The organism is Chitinophaga cymbidii (assembly GCF_007992715.1).
Lineage (GTDB): Bacteria > Bacteroidota > Bacteroidia > Chitinophagales > Chitinophagaceae > Chitinophaga > Chitinophaga cymbidii.
Window position 1 is genome coordinate 1955237 of sequence record NZ_BKAU01000001.1, and the last position, 21077, is coordinate 1976313.

At 53.3% G+C, this 21077-nt stretch carries 20 protein-coding genes; 14 read left to right on the top strand and 6 right to left on the bottom strand.

Annotated features, from left to right (window positions below; all coding sequences use genetic code 11):
- Positions 1-205 precede the first annotated feature (205 nt).
- A complete protein-coding gene (locus CCY01nite_RS07985) occupies positions 206-1879 on the top strand; it encodes a L,D-transpeptidase family protein (protein WP_186830962.1) in 1674 nt (557 codons plus the stop codon).
- Here CCY01nite_RS07985 and CCY01nite_RS07990 read toward each other — a convergent pair.
- Complete coding sequence (locus CCY01nite_RS07990) at positions 1865-2632, bottom strand: CPBP family intramembrane glutamic endopeptidase (protein WP_146859466.1); 768 nt, start codon at positions 2630-2632, stop codon at positions 1865-1867. The genes CCY01nite_RS07985 and CCY01nite_RS07990 overlap by 15 nt on opposite strands.
- A gap of 118 nt (positions 2633-2750) precedes the next feature.
- On the opposite strand from CCY01nite_RS07990, the gene CCY01nite_RS07995 reads away from it, so the two are divergent.
- The 7 genes from CCY01nite_RS07995 to CCY01nite_RS08025 all read left to right on the top strand — a co-directional run bounded on the left by CCY01nite_RS07995 (position 2751) and on the right by CCY01nite_RS08025 (position 7912).
- On the top strand, positions 2751-3131 hold the full coding sequence (locus tag CCY01nite_RS07995; protein ID WP_146859468.1) for a RidA family protein: 381 nt from the start codon (positions 2751-2753) through the stop codon (positions 3129-3131).
- A gap of 4 nt (positions 3132-3135) precedes the next feature.
- Complete coding sequence (locus tag CCY01nite_RS08000) at positions 3136-3792, top strand: 3-hydroxyacyl-CoA dehydrogenase family protein (RefSeq protein ID WP_146859470.1); 657 nt, start codon at positions 3136-3138, stop codon at positions 3790-3792.
- A complete protein-coding gene (gene tsaB, locus CCY01nite_RS08005; RefSeq protein WP_146859472.1) occupies positions 3770-4543 on the top strand; it encodes a tRNA (adenosine(37)-N6)-threonylcarbamoyltransferase complex dimerization subunit type 1 TsaB in 774 nt (257 codons plus the stop codon). The genes CCY01nite_RS08000 and tsaB overlap by 23 nt, the downstream gene beginning before the upstream one ends.
- A gap of 304 nt (positions 4544-4847) precedes the next feature.
- Positions 4848-5207 (top strand): ArsR/SmtB family transcription factor, encoded by a 360-nt coding sequence (locus tag CCY01nite_RS08010; RefSeq protein ID WP_074241384.1) that lies wholly within the window; start codon positions 4848-4850, stop codon positions 5205-5207.
- Between the two features lie 156 nt (positions 5208-5363).
- Complete coding sequence (locus CCY01nite_RS08015; RefSeq protein ID WP_146859474.1) at positions 5364-6770, top strand: MBL fold metallo-hydrolase; 1407 nt, start codon at positions 5364-5366, stop codon at positions 6768-6770.
- Positions 6771-6999: 229 nt separating this feature from the next.
- Entirely contained in the window at positions 7000-7494 is a 495-nt protein-coding gene (locus CCY01nite_RS08020) for a BON domain-containing protein (protein WP_146859476.1), read from the top strand.
- Between the two features lie 43 nt (positions 7495-7537).
- Positions 7538-7912 (top strand): LysM peptidoglycan-binding domain-containing protein, encoded by a 375-nt coding sequence (locus tag CCY01nite_RS08025; protein ID WP_146859478.1) that lies wholly within the window; start codon positions 7538-7540, stop codon positions 7910-7912.
- A 109-nt stretch (positions 7913-8021) separates the two neighbouring features.
- On the opposite strand, the gene CCY01nite_RS08030 is transcribed toward CCY01nite_RS08025, so the two are convergent.
- The 5 genes from CCY01nite_RS08030 to CCY01nite_RS08050 are packed head-to-tail and all read right to left on the bottom strand — an operon-like array spanning position 8022 to position 13944.
- Complete coding sequence (locus CCY01nite_RS08030; protein WP_146859480.1) at positions 8022-8906, bottom strand: lysophospholipid acyltransferase family protein; 885 nt, start codon at positions 8904-8906, stop codon at positions 8022-8024.
- Positions 8907-8930: 24 nt separating this feature from the next.
- Complete coding sequence (gene nadB / locus CCY01nite_RS08035) at positions 8931-10529, bottom strand: L-aspartate oxidase (RefSeq protein ID WP_146859482.1); 1599 nt, start codon at positions 10527-10529, stop codon at positions 8931-8933.
- Positions 10530-10555: 26 nt separating this feature from the next.
- Complete coding sequence (locus tag CCY01nite_RS08040) at positions 10556-11221, bottom strand: lysoplasmalogenase (protein WP_146859484.1); 666 nt, start codon at positions 11219-11221, stop codon at positions 10556-10558.
- A gap of 40 nt (positions 11222-11261) precedes the next feature.
- The gene (locus tag CCY01nite_RS08045) at positions 11262-12596 is read right to left on the bottom strand and encodes a sensor histidine kinase (protein ID WP_146859486.1); all 1335 of its coding nucleotides are present in this window, start codon (positions 12594-12596) and stop codon (positions 11262-11264) included.
- Between the two features lies 1 nt (position 12597).
- On the bottom strand, positions 12598-13944 hold the full coding sequence (locus tag CCY01nite_RS08050) for a sigma-54-dependent transcriptional regulator (protein ID WP_146859487.1): 1347 nt from the start codon (positions 13942-13944) through the stop codon (positions 12598-12600).
- 313 nt (positions 13945-14257) lie between these two features.
- Here CCY01nite_RS08050 and CCY01nite_RS08055 point away from each other — a divergent pair, with 313 nt between their 5' ends.
- The 6 genes from CCY01nite_RS08055 to CCY01nite_RS08080 all read left to right on the top strand — a co-directional run bounded on the left by CCY01nite_RS08055 (position 14258) and on the right by CCY01nite_RS08080 (position 21075).
- On the top strand, positions 14258-15505 hold the full coding sequence (locus CCY01nite_RS08055; protein WP_146859489.1) for an efflux RND transporter periplasmic adaptor subunit: 1248 nt from the start codon (positions 14258-14260) through the stop codon (positions 15503-15505).
- Between the two features lie 18 nt (positions 15506-15523).
- Positions 15524-16213, top strand: coding sequence for an ABC transporter ATP-binding protein (locus tag CCY01nite_RS08060; protein ID WP_146859491.1), 690 nt, complete (start codon positions 15524-15526; stop codon positions 16211-16213).
- Between the two features lie 4 nt (positions 16214-16217).
- Entirely contained in the window at positions 16218-16412 is a 195-nt protein-coding gene (locus CCY01nite_RS08065) for a hypothetical protein (protein WP_146859493.1), read from the top strand.
- A gap of 9 nt (positions 16413-16421) precedes the next feature.
- Positions 16422-18821: an ABC transporter permease gene (locus CCY01nite_RS08070; RefSeq protein ID WP_146859495.1), complete on the top strand. Its 2400-nt coding sequence runs from the start codon at positions 16422-16424 to the stop codon at positions 18819-18821.
- Positions 18822-18833: 12 nt separating this feature from the next.
- The gene (locus CCY01nite_RS08075) at positions 18834-19496 is read left to right on the top strand and encodes an ABC transporter ATP-binding protein (protein WP_146859497.1); all 663 of its coding nucleotides are present in this window, start codon (positions 18834-18836) and stop codon (positions 19494-19496) included.
- A gap of 136 nt (positions 19497-19632) precedes the next feature.
- Entirely contained in the window at positions 19633-21075 is a 1443-nt protein-coding gene (locus CCY01nite_RS08080; protein ID WP_186830963.1) for a TolC family protein, read from the top strand.
- The last annotated feature ends 2 nt before the right edge of the window (positions 21076-21077 follow it).

Here is a 21077-nt window from a genome sequence, read left to right on the forward strand (position 1 = left end):
ATTACACAACAGAAAATATTTAAAAAAGGAACAGCGCCTGTCTGTTCCTTTTTTGTTGATGCAAATACGGATGTGTTGAAGCCGGGCGAAGCCGCCGCCTGCTGAATTGTTCCGCATAATTTACATTTGCATGATTGTTGATATCATTGAAACACAACATACTGAACATATTATTGTTATCCTCTTGGGAAAAACATTCGCCTTTATGAAGAAACTACACCTGTTACTGGCCGCCGTTGTTTTATTAGCCGCCTGCCGCCAAGGCGGAAGATCCGGTAAACAACCCGTGCTCCGCGATACGAGCCATTATACCAAACAGGAATACATCAATATTCCGCTGGACAGTAACAAGGTGGGAGAATTCCTGCAAAAGCACGCTGAATACGCCCAATATGGCGAACAGATGCGGGAATTTTACCGCAAACGCGGCTATCACTTCGCCTGGATCAACGAGGAAGGCATTACCGAACAGGCCGGCGGCCTTATCAATATGATGCGCAGCGATGTGAACGACGGCATCAGCGTAGACAGCTCCCTGGAAAAAAGCAAGCTGCAATCCCTGTACGACACCATGGCCCTGCGCGGCGCCAACGTGAACCGCAATGATCCTGTGGTGGCTACCACCGAGCTGACCCTCACCGGGCAGTTTTTCGTATATGCGAACAAGGTATGGGGCGGCATGACCAGCGACTCGGCGCGCGACCTGGAATGGTACATCCCGCGGAAAAAGATCGATGTGAACAGCGTGCTGGACACGATCATCGCCAATCCGAAGAAAGTGCTCTCCGTGGAAGAGCCCGTGAACCGGCAATACAAGCTGCTGCGGGACGAGCTGCAGAAAATGGCTACGCTGGTGAAATCCCATCCCCGCTGGGACTCCCTGAAGATCGAAAAGAAAACCGTCACCTTTAAAAGCGGCGACTCCTCGGCGGTGATCGCCGGCGTGAAAACGCGGCTGCAGCTGCTGGGAGACCTGAAAGAAAAAGACACCACTTTCCTGTTCACGCCCCTGCTGGATTCCGCATTGAGGAAATATCAGTACCGTATGGGGCATAAAGTGGACGGTGTAATCCGCCAGCAAACACTGGATGCGCTCAACCGTCCCCTAGAACATTACATGCACCAGCTGCTGCTCAATATGGAGCGCCTGCGCTGGGTGCCGGTGGAAGTATCCACGGACTATATCCTCGTGAATATTCCCGAGTTCAAAATGCACGTGTACGAAGGCGGCAAGCTGGCATGGTCCTGCAACGTGGTGGTGGGCACGCCCGGCGCCAGCACGGTGATCTTCAGCCGCGAAATGAAATACGTGGTGTTCAGTCCATACTGGAACGTGCCCCCCGGCATACTCGGCAATGAAGTGCTGCCCGGCATCCGGCGCAGCGGCGCGTCTTACCTCTCCCGTCATAATATGGAAGTGGTGGGCGCCAGCGGCAAGGTCATCTCCCCCGGATCGATCAACTGGAATCAGTACAAAGGCTCCAACTTCCCGTATATCGTGCGGCAGAAACCCGGCGGCGCCAATTCCCTCGGTAAAGTGAAATTCCTCTTCCCGAACGAATACAATATTTATCTGCACGACACGCCGTCCCGCGGCCTCTTCACTGAAACCAAACGCACTTTCAGCCATGGCTGCATCCGCGTACAGGAGCCGAAGCGCCTTGCACAATGGCTGCTGCGCAACGATTCCAGCTGGACGGAAAAGAAGATCGACCAGGCGATGAATGCCAGCAAGGAAAAGTATGTAACGCTGAAAGAAAAGATACCCGTGTTCATCGGGTACTTCACCGCATGGGTGAACAGCAACGGCCAGCTGAACTTCCGCGACGATGTGTACGGTCACGATGCGAAGCTCGCCAAGCTCTTATTTGGTAAGTAGCACGGTAAATTTCTTCAACAGGAAATACCCTGTGCACAGCACCAGCACGCCCGCAATGAGCAGGCCGTAATAGAACTGCGGCTCCATGGTGCTGAAGAACAGCGAACTGTTCAGCATCATAATGGCGGTGACCACGTTGGTGGTAAGGTGGATGAAGAAACACATGCACAGGTCGCGCTGCCGCAGGTAGAAATAGCCGGTCAGCAATCCGAGCAGGAAAGCGCCCGGCATCTGCGAAGGATCGGGGTGCGCCAGCATGAAAAGCAGGGAGCTCTGCAACAGGGCGATCCTCCCGGAATAGCGTTGCAGCAGGGCTTCCATGATGATCCCCCGGAACAATATCTCCTCCATGAACGCGGCGAGCATCACCGAACCGGCAATGCGGTACAGGGAGCCCGTGTCCACCGCCGTGAAGGATACTTCCGGCCAGTAGGGCAGCGGCAGCCACTGCGTCACCGCATCTTTCAGCACGATCAGCGAAAGCCCCATCAGAAAGGCCAGCGCCATTGTTTGCGCCGTTACGTGGATCTGCGGTACAAAGCGGAAGTTCTCTTTTTTCACAACAAGCGCGTAAAGGATCACCGCGGTGCCGCTCAGCAGATGGATCGTTAGTAAAAGGCCGGGATATTGCAGGAGGCTGTGCCCCATAAAAAGAAACGCCAGCGCGGCGCAGGCCATCCACCCGGCATAAAGCCGGAGCTGCATTTGCCATGCTCCGTTCAGCGAAAGACCATTCAGGGTTTTGACATACATAATCGAAAGATGATGTTGCAAGATGGTTTTTCAAATAACGTCAGAATGCTAATATAAGCTTTTTGAATATCTGATGCAACACGTTATTGCCAACGCTAAAACCTTATTTTTGCGCTATATGGAAAAACTGGTCATTAATACAAACAGCGCGCCCGCGCCCATTGGTCCGTATAACCAGGCCGTTAAAGCCGGAAGCATGCTTTTCGTATCCGGACAAATTGCGTTGAATGCCGAAACGGGGCAACTGGTGAAGGACGACATCATTGCGGAAACGCACCAGGTGATGCAGAACCTGCGCAACATTCTTACAGAAGCGGGAATGGACTTCAGCGATGTGGTGAAAAGCACCATCTTCATTATGGACATGAATGATTTTTCACAGATCAATGAAGTGTACGGTAAATATTTTACCGGTTACTTCCCCGCCCGCGAAACGGTACAGGTAGCAGCGCTGCCGAAAGGCGTGAACGTGGAGATCTCCGTGATCGCCATCAAATAACGTCATGCGGATACTTATTACAGGAGAAACGTCACGGCAGGAAGAGCTGCGGAGCAGCAGGGATTTCGGATCGCATGAGCTGATCTGGTCCCCGGGTTTTGTGCCCGGAACGGAGCTTGTTATTGATCTTTCGCTGGACGAGCACCCCGAACGCCTGGTGCTTTATGCTGCGCAGCCGGACGTGCCTGTGCTGGGATGTATGGTGAAGAACGTGTACGATCAACCCGGCGTTTACGGCTGCAACTGGCTGCCCGGATTCCTGGGGATGCCGCGGCTGGAAGTGGCGGCAACACCCTCCGCCGACCTTGCGAAGCTGGACGCCCTGATGCAACAACTCGGATGGCTATACGAAACGGTCGCCGCAACGCCCGGCCTCGTAACGCCACGGGTGGTTTGTATGATCATCAACGAAGCCTATTTCACCGCCGCGGAAGGCACCGCTACGCGGGACGATATAGATATTTCCATGAAACTGGGTACCAACTATCCCGCCGGTCCGTTTGAATGGAGCCGGAAGATCGGTATCCGCCACGTGTACGAAGTACTGCAGGCCGTGCATGCATGTACCGGCAACGAACGGTATCGCGCATGTTCCATGCTGCAGGAAGAATACACCGCAAATAAAAAATCAGCAGAGCTTGGCACTGATCCTTCATATTGACACGGCAACGGCGATCGGTTCCGTTTGTCTTTCCCGCAATGGCGAGGTTTTGGAAACGATGGAAAATGCAGATCAGAAAGATCATGCGGCAACGGTCACGCTGTTTATCCGCGAGCTGATGCAGCGTCATCATATTTCGCCGGAAGCGCTGGATGCGGTGGCGGTGAGCGCGGGGCCGGGGTCTTATACCGGGCTGCGGGTGGGCGTTGCCACGGCAAAGGGACTTTGTTATACCTGGAACAAGCCGCTGATCGGTATATCTACATTGCAGATGATGGCGAATGGAATGTTACAGCGCTTAAAGGAGGATGAAAGACCGGATGCAGGTCCGCAAGTAGATGGAAAACCGGGAACAGGCTTGCAGCAGCATAATCAACCGGATGAAAGAACCACGATCCGGCCGGATGATATTTACCTCGTTCCCATGATCGACGCAAGACGAATGGAAGTGTTCACCGCCGTTTACAACACAAAACTCGAACCCCTGCTCACACCGCAGGCCATGGTACTCGAACCAACCTCCTACCAGCCCTTTATTGCGTCAAAAAACATCTATTTTTTTGGCGACGGCGCCGCAAAATGGCAGCAGTCAGCCGCTTCTTTCCCCAATGCCCGTTTCCCCGAATACCATATGTCAGCCGCCCACATGGTGCCCCTTGCCGAAAAAGCTTTTGCAGACAAGGATTTCAAAGACGTAGCCTACTTCTCCCCGGACTATCTCAAAGCCTTTTTCTTCCCCGGCAAAAAGTAACATCCAATAATTTTTTAGCAGATTTTTAGCATTTCGCCGCATCATATTACGTATCTCTATTCGTTAATATTTGAAAGAGGCAGGATGGCCTGAAAAACAGGCCAGTTGTGTCACGGCAGTGTCAAATTACAGAAAAATGCGGTATATCCGCCACGATATATTAAAAAAGAAGGTATAGAAATTTTTTTTATTGTGACAGATATTATAATTTTGTGTAATCAATATCCGTGATTATTGTCTAATAGTCGCGTTTTACTGTCCGTTGATCCCTGTCATTTCATTATTTTTTTAAAACTATTTTGCGATGGAAAAACAATTATTAACGACCTCTTCTAATACTCTTATTATTTCTAGAGGCAACAATGAAAAAGATCAGATCAAATTGGATTACATTGCCGTTAAGAAAGCCGCGATGGTGTTGAGAGCGATCAACCACAAGCTGCGCCAGCAAATGATCAAGCTGCTGGAAGACCACAAGCGCATGACTGTGACGGAGATTTACGTAAAGCTGCGTCTGGAGCAATCCGTTGCTTCACAGCACCTGGCTATCCTGCGGCGCGCGGGTATCGTGATCACCGAGCGGGACGGCAAGTTCATCCACTACACGATCAACAAGCAACGCATTGCTGAAGTGGCTAAATTTGTCGAGGAACTGGTTGGTTAATCCACTCGTCTTTTTCAATTCCGAGGGCCGGACGGCCCTGCACCATACTGAAAGCCCCGGGCATCCCCCGGGGCTTTTTTATGTTTGACCCCCAATTGACAACCGTCATCGTTCACTTCTGAACTTCTTTGTATTTTTGTCAAAATCAAAAACCATATGTTCATTAAGCAATTGTATACAGGATGCTTGTCCGAAGCCGCGTACTTTATCGAGTCAGATGGTGTGGCGGCCGTCATCGATCCCCTTCGTGACATAGAGACATACCTGGATCTGGCCCGTGAGCGGAATGCCACCATTAAATATATTTTCGAAACGCATTTTCACGCGGACTTTGTGTCCGGCCACCTGGACCTCTCGGCAGCCACCAAAGCGCCCATCGTATACGGGCCCAATACTACCACCAGCTTCCCGGTCCACATCGCTGCGGACGGAGAGGATTTCAAAATTGGCAAGCTCACGCTGCGCGCACTGCACACGCCGGGCCATACCATTGAATCCACCTGCTACCTGTTGTTCGATGAAAAGAACGAGCCGCATGCCATCTTCACCGGCGACACGCTGTTTGTGGGAGATGTAGGCCGTCCCGATCTTTTCAGCGGCGACCAGAGCAAGGAAGAGCTGGCTGCTTACCTGTTTGAATCGCTCAATACAAAGATCAAGACCCTGCCGGACCATGTGATCGTATATCCCGCGCACGGCCCCGGATCGGCCTGCGGCAAGAACCTTGGACCGAACACCTACAGCACCATCGGTGATGAAAAAAGCACCAACTACGCGCTGCTGGCGGAATCCCGCGAAGATTTCATCCGCCAGGTGACCGAAGGGCTGAGCACGCCGCCGCAATACTTCCCCATCAATGCAAAGATCAACAAGGAAGGATATGATGCGCTGGGCACCCTCATGGAAAGAAGCCTGCAGCCCCTGTCCATCCCCGATTTTAAAGCAAAGGTGAAAGCGGGCGCCGTGATCCTCGATACCAGGAACGCCAATGTTTTCACCGAAGGTTTTGTACCCGGATCTGTCAGCATAGGTCTGGAAGGCCGCTTCGCGGAATGGGCCGGCAGCCTGCTGCCGTTTAACAAACCGCTGGTACTGGTCACCGACGCTGGACAGGAACAGGAAACCATCACCCGCCTCGCGCGCGTGGGCTTCGACAAAGTGGAAGGCTACCTGGAAGGAGGTTTTGAAAACTGGAAAGCAGCGGGAGAGAAGATAGACATGATCATTTCCGTAGATCCCGATGAACTGGCGATGGACCTGCCGCATGATCCCAACCTCGTGGTGGTGGACGTGCGCAAGCCCGCGGAGTATGCGGATGGCCATATCAAAGGCGCCGTGAACATCACGCTCAGCGATCTCACCGATCCCGCTGGTTCCCTCGCGGACTTTGAGGACAATCATAACCTCTATGTACATTGCCAGGGCGGCTACCGCAGCGTGATCGCCTGCTCTATCATGAAACGCGAAGGCATCCATAACCTGCGAAATGTTAATGGCGGCTACGGTAAAATGAAAGATCAGAAAGGACTGGAGGTTGTGCAGGAAAAAAATGTGCTGAATTGATCACTTTATCATAAAATTTCAGGAACCGGGATGCGTCATCCCGGTTTTTTTATGCCCTATAACCCTAACGGATAAACGCGCATATAGTTTATCAATAAAATATATACGATTTAATTCATTTATATTAAATGAATACTTTCATTATATCTAATTGCTTAACAATTATTTAAATGAAAATATAATTGTTATTTGGCGCAGGATTTGCTAACTTCTGTTAAAATTTTAACTTATGAAACAGCGCAAATCCTTTTTGATCGCCTGTCTCGCGTTGATGATGGGTGTATTCTTTTACGCTTGCAAGCCAAGCGACGCCAAAGTTCAGAAAGAAGTGAACGACAAACTTTCTACTGCAGCGCCCGGCGTGATAGCAGAAGTGAAGGATGGTGTAGCCACATTAAGTGGCGAAGTGGTGGATGAAGCTGCTAAAACCACTGCCGAAGACGCTGCAAAAGGAGTAAAAGGCGTTAAGTCGATTACCAACAACATCATGGTGACCCCGCCGCCGCCCCCGCCGCCTCCCGTTGTGATCAACCCTGACGACATTCTGCGAAACAGCGTGGACTCCGCATTCCAGGCCAAGGGCATTACCGGCGTGACCGCCACCGTTGCCAATGGTGAAGTAACATTGACCGGCACCATTAAACGGGCAGACCTGAAGAAAGTCATGCAGGCCGCCAACGAGATCAAGCCGAAGAAAGTGAACAATAAACTGACACTGCAGTAGTGCCGGCTTTTCATTCAAATTTTAACCTTAAAAAAGTAACATCATGGCATTACAGGAAAAATATGCCGAGCTGATCCAGCAGGCTAACAGCAACGGTGTAACAGGGTTACAGGTTGCGGAACAGAACGGTGTGCTGTACGTAACAGGCACTGCGCCTTCCACCGCGGTAAAAGACCAGCTGTGGGGCACTTATGAAAAGCTGGACCCGGACATGCGTTCCGGTGACGTTGTGCTGAACATCTCCGTGGCCGCCGGCGCTGAAGAGGAATATGAAGTGAAGTCAGGCGACAGCCTGAGCAAGATCGCGAAGAATTATCCGGGCCTTACCTGGCAGAAGATCTATGAAGCCAATAAGGACCAGATCAAAAATCCTGATATCATTCATCCGGGCCAGAAGCTGAAGATACCTTCTGCCTGAGGCGGGATTGGAAAAATAAAACGGGGCGATCTCTGATATGAGATCGCCCCGTTCTGATTTATTACATGCGCAGGCCGCTATTCAGTACTCCTCACAGAAAAGCTTTTGTTTATTCCCCATGCCCCGGCTCATCGTACTCCGGCTTATATTCATGCTTCCAGCGGCGGTGGCTCCACACCCACACTTCGGGCTGCTCGTGGATATTTTTTTCAAGATATCGTACAAACGCTTCCGTGATCGCACCTTCCGGTTCCCGCTCGGGGTTTTCGAAAGCCAGCGTTAGCTGCGCCTTGTAATAGCCGCGTTTGATCTTGCGGATGTCAGCGAACACCACAGGGATATTATACCTGCGCGCGCTCATTTCGGGGCCTTTATAAAAAGCAGTTTTCTTGTTGAGGAAAGGGTACCAGTAGCAGCGCCGCGGATTGCCGGGGTTCTGGTCCGCCACCAGCGCCAGCAGGTATTGCCTGCCTACCCAGGGCGCCATGCCGTTCCGCATATCGTTCGCGGGGATCAGCTTTGTGCCGAACTTCTCGCGGAAGTGCCGGAACATCCGGTTCACGGCCTTGTTGCTGATAGGCATGAACACCACGAGGAAAGGGAACTGAACGCCCTGCATGCAGAAGAGGTTCGCCCATTCCCAGTTGAAGTTATGCCCCAGGTGCAGCTGGCAGCTGCGGCCTTCATCGTACAGTTTTTGCAGCACGGAAAGATCGCAGATAAAACGCTTTTGCAGCGAGCGTTTGCTCATGGTGAGCAGCTTGATGGTCTCCACCATCATGTCCGTAAGGTTGCGGTAATATTTTTTGGCGAGCGCACGCAATTCGGCCTCCGTTTTTTCCGGAAACGCCTGTCTGAGGTTATCCATCACCACTTTACGGCGGTAGCCGATCACGTTATATACCAGGAAGCGCAGCCCGTCGCTGATGATGTACAGCAGCCATAAGGGAAGCAGGGAAAAGCCGTAACAAAATGCCAACAGAATATAATACATGGTCCACTCGCTCTTTTAGTCAGGTTACAGGATGATGTTCTGCACCAGCTCGCTCTTGTCAGGATAATCGGTATTGAAGTGCAGGCCCCTGCTTTCCTTGCGGAAGCTGGCGCCTTTCACGATGAGATAGGCGGCGGTGATGAGGTTCCGCAGTTCACATAGCTGCGGGGATACGGCGGTTTCCCGGTACAGCGCCTCCGTTTCCTCATGCAGGATGTCCAGCCGCCGCATGGCGCGCTCCAGCCTCACGTCTGTACGAACAATGCCCACGTAGTCGCTCATGATCTGTTTCAGTTCCTTGAGGCTTTGCGTGATGAGGATCATTTCTTTCGGCGCGTTGGTGCCGGTGGCATGCCAGTCCGGTACGTTTTCTCCTAATGGAATGGTGTCGATGATCTCCACCGCATGCAGGTAGCAACGGTGTGCGAACACCATGGCTTCCAGCAGGGAGTTGGAGGCGAGCCGGTTGGCGCCGTGCAGACCGGTGCTGGCGCATTCGCCGCAGGCATACAGGTGGCGGATCGATGTACGGCCAAACTCGTCCGTTTTAATGCCGCCGCAGCTGTAATGTGCCGCCGGTGCAACGGGGATCATGTCTTTTGTAATATCGATGCCGATGGATTTGCATTTTTCGTAGATGTTGGGGAAGTGATGAAGGAGCTTCTCTTTGTCCATATGCCGGCAATCGAGATACACATGTTCCGTACCCGTGATCTTCATTTCACTGTCTATCGCGCGGGCCACGATGTCGCGCGGGGCGAGCGAGAGGCGCGCGTCGTATTTATGCATGAAGTCTTCCCCGCTGATGTTGCGCAGGATGCCGCCGTCGCCGCGCACTGCTTCCGTGATCAGGAAGGAAGGGTTTTCACCCGGCTGATAAAGCGCCGTGGGATGGAATTGAATGAACTCCATGTTCTCGATGCGGCCCTTGGCGCGGTAAACCATCGCTACGCCGTCGCCGGTGGCGATAACGGGATTGGTGGTAGTGCGGTATACCTGGCCGTTGCCGCCGGTAGCCAGCAACGTCACACGGGAAAGTATCTTTTCGATCTTGTTCGTTTTGAGGTTGAGCACGTAGATGCCGTAACACTCAATGTCCAGCGTGGACTTTGTAACGAGATAACCAAGGTGGTGCTGGGTGATGAGGTCTACCACGAAGCAGTGCGTGATCAGCCGGATATTCTTTTTACCGCGGATGGCTTCCAGCAGGGCGCGTTCTATTTCCCGGCCGGTCACGTCTTTATGGTGGATGACGCGGAACTCCGAGTGCCCGCCTTCTTTACCGCGGGAGAGGTCGCCGTCTTTTTCCTTGTCGAAATTAGCGCCCCAGGCAATCAATTCATTGACCCTGTCCGGCCCCTCTTTCACCACTATTTCCACGATCTTTTCATTGCAAAGGCCGTCGCCGGCAATGAGGGTATCCTCTATGTGCTTTTCAAAGCTGTCGTTCTCCAGGTCGTTCACCACGGCAACGCCGCCCTGTGCGTATTTGGTATTGGTTTCGTCCTCGCGGGTCTTGGTAATGATCGTCACCGTTTTATCCGGACATTGTTCGGCCACTTTCAGTGCGTAAGTGAGCCCTGCAATCCCCGAGCCTACTACCAGGAAGTCTGTCTGATGCATATGGCACCAAAATTAGGCAATTATTTTCACGCCTCCACTTTCAAATACCGGGTGCTTCCCTCCACGATCATCCACTGGGCGCAGCCATAGGTTAGCATCACCAGCCCGCTGCCGCCGGGGAATTCCATGTAAAACTTCTCAATGGCCAGCATGGAATCCGAGAACACGAAGAGCACCGCCCCCGATACACAAAGCCGCCCCGCCTGCGTGCCGTTCAGCCCGAACGCCCCGATAGACGACAGCAGCATAAAGCTGAGCACCACCGAATAGGCGACCACAGCCGGTTTAAGCCCGCCGAGGTGCGGAGCGAGGAACCACACTAACCCCGTGGCATACACGGCCACCAGCGCCATGGACACCGCGTCTTTCCCGTTCATCGGCGATCTGCGTTTCACCAGCAGGAAGAAGATGCTGTAAAGGATATGCGCCGCCAGGAAGCTGGCCAGCCCTTCCACGAACAGCTCGTCGAACAGCAGCAGCACATCGCCCCACCAGGAAAAAATGAGGGCGATAAAAATAAGATTACGCGCACGGAGCTGCAGCGCTCCCACCTGTGACCAGCAATAGCAACCCAGCGCGATCATCAGTAAAGGCTTCGAAACATAACGTGCTTCCGGGACATCCAGTGCTATCAGGCAAATATCCGCCAGCAGCAACAGGAAGTAAACTACTCCCCATGAAATTGATTGCATAAGCCAGGAGAAATATATTCCTACAACTTACTACATTTTATCAATTATTCAGTAACACAAAAAAGGAGGTCCCTTTGTCCGGCAGGCTGCTCACTTTCAGCTGCCCGCCATGCATCTGTATGATCTGCTGGGAGAGGCTCAGCCCGATGCCGGAGCCTTTTTTCTTCGTGGTAAAGAAGGGGATGAAGATCTTTTCCATGGCTTCCGGTTCAATGCCCGGGCCGTTGTCCGTGATCTCGATGATGATCTGTGAGCCGCTGCCCAGCGATCCTTTTACGGTGATCCAGGGCTGGTCCGTATGTTCCAGTGCGTCCATCGCGTTTTTGATCAGGTTGATCAGCACCATCTGCAGCTGCGCCGTGTCTGCCAGCACAACGATGTTATCGGGCGCAACATGGGCGCGGTAGGTGATGCCCGCCGCTTTCATTTCCGGCAGTAACAAATTGCTGATCGTATTGAGCAGCTGTTTCAGGTTGATGTTGGTGAACTGCGGCTTGGGCAGTGTTGTATAATCGCGGTAGGCGTTCACAAAATTCATGATGCCCTTGCTGCGGCTTTCGATGGTCTGCAGCGCTTCGCGCAAATCGTCCACCGCCTCGGTTTGCGCGGAGCTGGCGGGAATATCATGCTCCACGATGTCCTGCATGGTGCCGATGAGGCTCACGATCGGCGTAACGGAGTTCATGATCTCGTGCCGTAATATTTTGGTGAGGTTCTGCCAGGCTTCCAGCTCTTTTTGCTGTAGTTCGGAATGAATGTTTTGCAGGGAAATGAGCTTCACAAATCTTCCCTGCAATCTTACGGAAGCAGCGTGGATAGAAAGCTGCTGGCCGTTTTGCGTGGCATACAGTGTTTTTTGTCCCGCGGGCAGTCCCTGTAGTAATTCGGACAATTGGGGATGCGCGTTCTTTAATTCGTCCAGGTAGCGGAGGCGGTAAATGCCCATCAGCCGGAAAGCCGCGGGATTGATCAGTTCTATCTTTCCTTCACTGTCGAAAGAAAGGATGCCGATGCTGATATGCTGGATGATGGTGTCGATGTATTTGAGGTTGGCCTCGCGCTCCGCGCGCGTTTGCCGGAATGCTTCGAGCACTTCGTTGAACTGGTGGTTCAGCGCGCTGAAGCTCTTGCCCAGTTTATTGTCCGCGCTGAAGCGGATGGAAAAATCCTCATACCGGATCGCTTCCAGGAACAGCGTGAGCTTCCGGTTCACGCGGTTGAGGTAATGATAGAGCGCGAACACCTGCATGAGCAGCAGGGGAATGACGAGGATCACCACCAGCTGGTAGCTGTTCCACCAAAGCCAGCAGCCCGCCGTGATGGTGAGTATCAGCAGCAGGATGCGCAGCAGTATATTAACGCTGAAGCGGTTCATATCAGAGATTGTATTTTTCCATGCGCCGGTACAGGGCGGCGCGGCTCAGGCCCAGTTCTTTTGCGGCGTCCGTGATATTGCCATTGCATTTTTTCAACGCCTGCGATATCATGTTGCGCTCCATTTCCTCGAGATTGAAACCCGTATCCAGCTGTTCGGCGGCGGGGCTCGTTTTCACGAACACGTCTTTCGGCATCAGGGTTTTGCCCTGGCAGAGGATCACCGCTCTCTCAATGGCGTGCTGCAGTTCGCGGATATTGCCGGGCCAATCGTATTGCTCCAGTTGCGCGACGAGCGTATCGTGCAGGAACGCCACGGGCCGGTTGTATTTTTTGCGGTAGAGGCCGAGGAAATATTCCGCCAGCGGCACGATGTCTTCTTTGCGGTCGCGGAGCGGGGGGAGGTGTATTTCGATGGTGTTCACGCGGTACAGCAGGTCCTGCCGGAACAGCTGCTGCGCGGCCATTTGTTGAATGTTGCGGTTGGTGGCGCAGATGAGGCGCACGTCCACCGGCACTGTTTTGTTGGAACCCACGCGCGTCACGGAGCGGTTTTGCAGCACGGTGAGCAGTTTGGCCTGGAAGGGCAGGGCGATGTTGCCGATCTCGTCTAAAAAAATGGTGCCGCCGCTGGCTTCTTCAAAGCGCCCGCTGCGGTCTTCCCGCGCATCGGTGAAAGCGCCTTTCACATGTCCGAACAGCTCGCTTTCAAACAGCGTTTCGCTGAGCGCCCCGAGGTCCACGCTCACAAATTTTTTATCCTTTCGCTGGCTCAGGGCGTGGATGTGCCTGGCCAGCAAATCCTTTCCCGTGCCGTTCTCCCCCAGCACCAGGATGTTGGCGTCGGTGCCGGCCACGCGGGAAACGGTTTCCATCACTTCCTGCATGGCAGGACTGTCGCCGATCAGCACATTGTCCGTATGCAGCGTAGCGCCCCCGGCCTTCTTTTCCTGTGCCGCCTGGTGGGTCGCCACGGCGGTCTGTATGGTAGCCAGCAGCTTGTCGTTTTCCCAGGGCTTCAGCACAAAGTCCACCGCGCCGGCTTTGATGGCGCGCACGGCCATTTCCACATCGCCGTAGGCAGTGAAAAGCACCACGGTAGCTTTGGGGTTGATGTCCAGTATCCTGTCCAGCCACTCAAAACCCTCCTTCCCGCTGCTGAGGTCGCGGGTAAAGTTCATGTCCAGCAGGATCACGTCGTAATCAAAGTTCGTGACCAGGTAGGGGATCTTCTGGGGATTTTTCTCGAAGTCCACCTGCGCAAAATGTCTTTTTAAAAGCAGCCTTGCTGCGCGGAGCACATCTACATCATCATCAACGATCAGGATTTTTCCTTGCTGAGTATTCATCTTTTGAATAAATTATTGTTCCGAAATGGTGATCGCAAAACGCATTCCGTTCCGGGGTGAATGCGGCAGGCTCACGTTGGGTTAAAGCGGGGAAACGGCCCGGGAGCAATATTAAACAAAGATTTTTTTGCGGGGATGGGTTATTTTCAGGCTGGCCGGGCGTCCGGTAATTTGTCCGATACCGGACACCCCTTGTCCGCTTTGGAACAGGCCCCCCGGCGGAGGGTTGCGCAAGACGGGCCACAGTATTGCGTTTGCGCGTTTGGCACGGCTTGGCACATGGATTGGATATCTTCCCGCAGCAATTAAGATCATGGACAGACAACTCAAAAAGAAATTCTGGAACAAACAACGCATCTTCCTGACGGGCGGCGGCGGGATACTCGTGCTGCTCATTCTCTGGGGGTTCATTTTTGCCGATAAAAGAAGCAAGCTGAATGTGGAGAAGGACAAGATCACTATTTCCGCCGTTACCAAAGGCACGTTTGACGAATATATCGTGGTGACCGCCGTGGTGCACCCGCTCAAGACCATCCGGCTGGACGCCATCGAAGGAGGGTATGTAGCCAATAAATTCCTGGAAGGCGGCAGCATGGTCAAGCAGGGCGATTCCATCCTCCGGCTGGAAAACCAGCGCCTGAGCATGGAGTTCGTGAACCGGGAAACAGAAATGTACCGCCTGATCAACGAGCTGCAGAACACGCGGCTCCGGTTGAAGCAGGACCGCTTTGCGCTGGAAAAAACGTTGAGCGACCTGGATTACCAGGTAGACCAGGCGAAAGACATTTATGAGCGTAACGACAAGCTGTTCAAAGACAAAGTGGTGGCCGAACAGGAATACCTGAAAACGAAGCGCGACTATGAAAAGCTGGTGCGCCAGCGCGAGATAGAAGTAAAGTCGCAGGACTACCAGATCAAAAACTCGGTGACGCAGATTGAACAGCTGGAAGGCACGATCGCGCGTACGCAGCGCAACCTGCAGATGATGAAGGACAACCTGAACAACCTGGTGGTGCGGGCGCCGGTAGACGGCCAGCTGTCATCTATCAACGTGGAAGTAGGCACCAGCATCCAGGCGGGCGAGAACATCGGTCAGATAGATGACATGAACGGGTTCAAGCTGCGCGCGGAGGTAGACGAACACTACATTTCCCGTGTGTTTACCGGCCTGAAGGCCAACTTTGAATTTAACGGAAAGAATCATCCGATGACGATATCCAAAGTATATCCGGAAGTAAAGAACGGACGTTTTGAAGTAGACATGAACTTTGTAACGGCAGCGCCGGAAGGCATCCGCCGCGGGCAATCCTCTCCTATCCGCCTTGAATTAGGAAAATCATCCGAAGCAGTATTATTGCCCGCTGGCGGCTTCTTCTCCGATACCGGGGGGAACTGGGTGTATGTTGTGGACAACAGCGGAAAGCGCGCGGTGAAGCGCAATATTTCCCTGGGCCGCAAGAACCCCGTTTACTTCGAAGTGCTGGAAGGGCTGCAGCCCGGTGACCAGGTCATCACGTCTTCTTACGAGAATTTTGGTGACAAGGAAGTGCTCGAATTTTAAATTATCAATCTAACAAAAATGATCAGAACAGTCAACTTGCAAAAACTTTTTACAACGGAAGAAGTGGAAACCACGGCGCTGAACGGCATCAATATGGAAGTGCAGGATGGTGAATTTGTAGCGATCATGGGGCCTTCCGGCTGCGGGAAATCCACCCTGCTCAATATACTCGGGTTGCTGGACAATCCCTCTGACGGCGAGTATCATTTCTGGGGGAAGGAAGTGGCGAGGATGAGCGAACGCCAGCGCGCGCAGCTCCGCAAAGGCGCCATCGGCTTCGTGTTCCAGAGCTTCAACCTGATAGACGAGCTGACCGTTTTTGAAAATGTAGAACTGCCGCTGCTCTACCTGAAAGTGCCATCCAGCGAAAGAAAACAAAGAGTGGAGGAAGTGCTGAACCGCATGAACATCATGCACCGCCGCAATCACTTCCCGCAGCAGCTCTCCGGCGGCCAGCAGCAGCGTGTGGCCATCGCCCGCGCCGTAGTGGCCAAGCCGAAGCTCATCCTGGCGGACGAGCCCACCGGTAACCTGGATTCCACCAACGGCGAAGAAGTGATGAAGCTGTTGCAGGAGCTGAACGAAGCCGGCACTACGCTCATCATGGTAACGCACTCCCCGTACGACGCAGGCTTCGCGCACCGCATCGTGAACCTGTTCGACGGTAAGGTGGTCACCGAGAACATCAAGGAACAGTTTCATGTATAATGCTATGGAAAACTCATTCTCTTGTTTCGTGAACAGGCTGATAGAAGTACCGCTCTATTCCGGGCAGGGCTTCTCCTACTCCGGGTGGGACGTGATGCAGATCATCCCCTGGATGGCCGTTCCCCTGCTGCTGGTGCTGTTTGCGGGGCTTTATTGCATGAGCCTCACAAGAAGAAAACATCCGCAGTTACATTCATAAATCCCCACCATGTTCAGGAACTACATCAAAATAGCATGGCGCAACATATGGAAAGCAAAGCAGGTTTCCTTCGTGAATATCACGGGGCTCGCTGTGGCGATTGCAGTGGCGCTGCTGTTATGCCTCACCGTGTACAGGGAATTCACCTTTGATGATTTCCATGAAAAGAAGAAAGACATCTACCAGGTGTACATGGACGAATATTACCCGGAACGCACCAGCTCCAAAGCCAACATGCCTTACCCGCTTGCGCCGGCCCTGGAACAGGAAATACCGGGAATAAAGGCCGTTACCCGTTATGCGAACGATGGCACCCATGTGCGGGTGGATGACATAATGGAGGATGTGAGCATCCGTTGTGTAGACAGCAGCTTTCTGCAGATGTTCACGTTCCCCGCCGTCCGCGGGCAATTGCAACTGGGGCTGAACGATGTGATCATTACCGAAGAGACGGCCTCGCACTTTTTTAAAGAACAAGATCCCGTAGGCAAGACCATGACCCTGAGCCGGGGAGACAAATGGGAAAGCTACCGCGTTTCCGCCGTGCTGAAAGATCCGCCGTCAAATTCCAGCCTTGATTTCGACATGCTGATGCGTATAGAGCAATGGGCATATTACGCGGAGAACCACGACGAATGGGAAAATTTCAGCCTCGCCACTTTCGTGCAGCTCATGCCCGGCGTGCAACCGGAATCCTTTTCCGCCAATGCCAAAGCCTTCCTGGACAAACACTACGCGAAGAAGCTGCACAATATGAAGAACGACGGCGCCCGGCCCGGCAAATACGGTGGTTTGATGCATCTCGGGCTGATTCCCCTGAAAGAAGTGCATTTCAGCAAGATTAGTTCGCTGGGCAATTCCAACGAAACAATGATGTTCATGATGTTCTTCGTGGCCGTGTTCCTCCTTTTCATCGCCAGCACCAACTTCATCAACCTTACCGTGGCAAGGGCTTTCACGCGCGCCCGGGAAGTCGGGATGCGGAAGATGATGGGCGCGGGGAAAACACAGGTGGCCCTGCAATTCTGCGGGGAGGCGCTGGTGCTGTTCTTCATTGCGCTGGTGCTCGGCGCCCTGCTCGCATTTATCCTGTTGCCGCAATACAACGCATTGCTAAACTATGAGCTTTCGTTCAGCATCCTGAAAGAACCCAAAGTGCTCGCGGGAATTGCCGGCGCCTTCCTGCTGGTGACGCTGCTGGCCGGCGGCTATCCCGCCTTGCTGCTGGCGCGTTCCGGCACCTTGCAGATATTGAAGGGCAAGATCAGCACCGGGAAAAATAATTACTTGCGCAACTCGCTCATCGTTGTACAATTTGCTTTTTCATCATTGCTCATCTGCTGCACATTGATCGCCTGGCAGCAGGTGAACTACCTGCGCAGCAAGCCGCTGGGATTCAATACCGAAGAGGTAGTGAGCGTTCCGCTCGGGAATGTACAGCAGTCGTTGCAGGTGGTGGAAAGGATGCGCATGGAGCTTGCGCAGCGGCCGGGCGTGATCAGCATTACCTCCGCGGATAATAATTTCGGCCGTGGCAGGGATGGCAGCACTACCGTAGCCAAGGTGGGCTTCCGGCATAAAGACCGCGAGCTGGAATCCAACTGGCTGAATATCGGGTACGACTATGTGAAAACGATGGACCTGCAGCTGACCGGCGGCCGTGATTTTAACCGGAACATGGGAACGGATTCCAGCGGCCTGGTGATCAATGAGCGGATGGCGGCAGAACTTGGGGAGAAAGACATCATTGGCTACCGCTTTCGTTTTGATGAAGGCGAACGGGAATATCATGTGCTGGGCGTGGTGAAAGATTTTCACTTCCAGTCGCTGCACAAGCGGATAGAACCCATTATCATGCTGATGCAGGGCCCGCCGGCCTACCTGTTCGTAAAAGTGAGGTCCGGCAACCTGGAAGCATCCATGAAAACGGTCGAAAGAGCCTGGAATGAAATCGTTCCGGGTGCGCCGTTCCTCGGTTCTTTCGTCAACGAGAATACGAACCGGCAATATAACCGCGATAGAAAACTTTCACAGATATTTGTCGCCGGCGCGGTGCTCACCATCATCATTTCGTGCATGGGGCTGTTTGCCATCGCCATGCTGGCCATTGGCCAGCGAACGAAGGAGATCGGCGTCCGCAAAGTGCTCGGGGCCAGCGTGCTGGGCATCACCACGCTGATATCCCGGGATTTTCTGAAGCTGGTAGGCGTGGCGATCCTGATCGCTTCGCCGCTGGCGGCATGGATGATGAACGAATGGCTGAAAGAATTTGCGTACCGCATTGGCATCAGCTGGTGGATATTTGCGGTGGCCGGGCTGATGGCCATTGTCATCGCCGCCATTACCATCAGCTTCCAGAGCATCAGGGCCGCATTGGCCAATCCTGTAAAATCATTACGTACTGAATAATCTATCTATATTATGATCCAACTGCGCAACATTACCAAGCATTATCCCGTAGGATTCGGAAAGCATGAAATTCTGAAAGATGTGGACCTCACCATTCACGAAGGCGAGTTCGTGTCCGTCATGGGACCTTCCGGCTCGGGGAAATCAACGCTGTTGCACATCCTTGGTCTGCTTGAAGAGCCATCCAGCGGGGAATATCTTTTCCAGGGAGAGCTGGTGCACCGCATGAATGATAAAAAGCGCACCCAGCTGCACCGGGGCGCTATCGGCTTTGTGTTCCAGGCTTACCACCTGATAGATGAGCTGACCGTATACGAAAACATAGAAACCCCGCTGCTATACAAGAACATGCCGTCGTCCGAACGCAAAAGCAAGGTGGCGGACATCCTGGACCGGTTCAACATCGTAGCCAAGAAAGACCTCTTCCCCAACCAGCTTTCCGGCGGCCAGCAGCAACTGGTAGGCATTGCCCGCGCTATTGTGGGGGAGCCCGCCGTGATCTTCGCCGATGAGCCCACCGGCAACCTGCATTCAGACCAGGCCCGGGAGATCATGGAACTGTTCGCTGAACTGAATAAAAAAGACAAGATAACCATTGTACAGGTAACCCATTCTGACGTGAACGCTGCTTTCGGTAACCGGATCATCCGGATACGCGACGGGCAGGTGCTGTAATTTTCTGCTTTTAAAAACTCATCATATGATGTTTTGCCTTAAATTCGTGTGGCCCGGTGCCATACCCACCCAGGTTTTGCCATTTATCAAGAACATGGGAATAGTCACCACTCAATTACAATATTTTTGTCAGGCTATGAGAATAAAGACCCTCGCCATTGTGTCCTTGCTTATCTTGCTGTTCGCCGCCCCATCGTCTGTGGTTGCACAGGACAGCTGGACCTATCAGCGTTGCCTGGAGTACGCCCTTTCGCATAACCTCACGCTGCAGCAAAGCGTATTGCAAAAGCGGCTGGCGGAGTTGACCCTCAAGCAGAACCGGCTTTCCCAGTTGCCCACGATCAATGCGGGCGCCAGCGGCGGATACCGCTTCGGCCGTTCCATCGACCCTACGTCCAACAACTTCGTGACCCAGTCCCTCTTCAACTCCGGCTTAAGCCTGGACATCAGCGCGGACCTTTTCGGATGGTTCACCAAACAGAACAACATCGCCGCCAGCAAATACCAGCTGTACGCCAATAATTTCCTGCTGGAGAAAGCGCGGAACGATATGGGCGTGAACGTAGCCAATGCCTTTTTGCAGATATTGCTCGCCAATGAACAGGTGAAACTGAGTAAATCCCAGGTGGCTTTGAGCCAGGCGCAGCTGGACAATACAAAGAAACTCGTTGCCGCCGGCTCCGTGCCGGAAAGCAACCAGGCGGACATGGAAGCGCAGCTGGCAAGGGACAGCTCCACGCTGGTGGACGCGCAGAATAACAGCATTGTAAGGGTATTGCAGATGAAAGCCTTGCTGAACCTGGACTTTGCCGTGCCGTTCGCTACCGTATTACCCGAAAACATTGAATCCGTGCCCATGCTGAACCTCTCCGAAACAGCGCCGGAAATGGTGTTCAGCGCGGCATTGGCGGCACAGCCGCAATATAAGTCGGACGAAATGATGGTGAAGGCCGCAGAACGCACCCTGGCCTCTGCACGCGGGGCGTTGTTCCCGAGCCTGCGGTTCAGCGCCGGCGCCAGCACCAACTACGCCAACACGAACTTTGAGCCCTGGGGCCCGCTCCGGCCCACGGTAGACACCATCGGGCTGGTAACGGTCAACGGTACCGATTATAAAGTAATACGGCCGAGCGCTACCAGCGACATCCGTAAAGTGCCGTTCACCGATCAGCTCAGCAACAACTTCGGCCAGAACATCGGCCTCTCCCTCAGCATCCCCCTGCTCAATGCCTGGCAGCTGCGGGGTAATGTGGAACGGGCGAAGATCGACATAGAAAACAAACAGCTGACGCTTGACATCAACAAGCAACAGCTCCGCCAGGACGTATACACCGCGCATGCGGATGCCGTGGGCGCTTTCCAGAAATACCAGGCCGCCATTTCCACCGAACGCGCATCGCAAAAGGCATACGATTTTGCGACGAAGCGATTCAACGTGGGCCTGATGAACACCGTGGAATACATCACCACGCAAACGAACCTGTTTAAAGCACAGATCGACAAAGTATCAGCATTGTACGATTATATATTTAAAATTAAACTGCTGGAGTTCTACCGCGATCAGCGAATATCGCTGTAAGT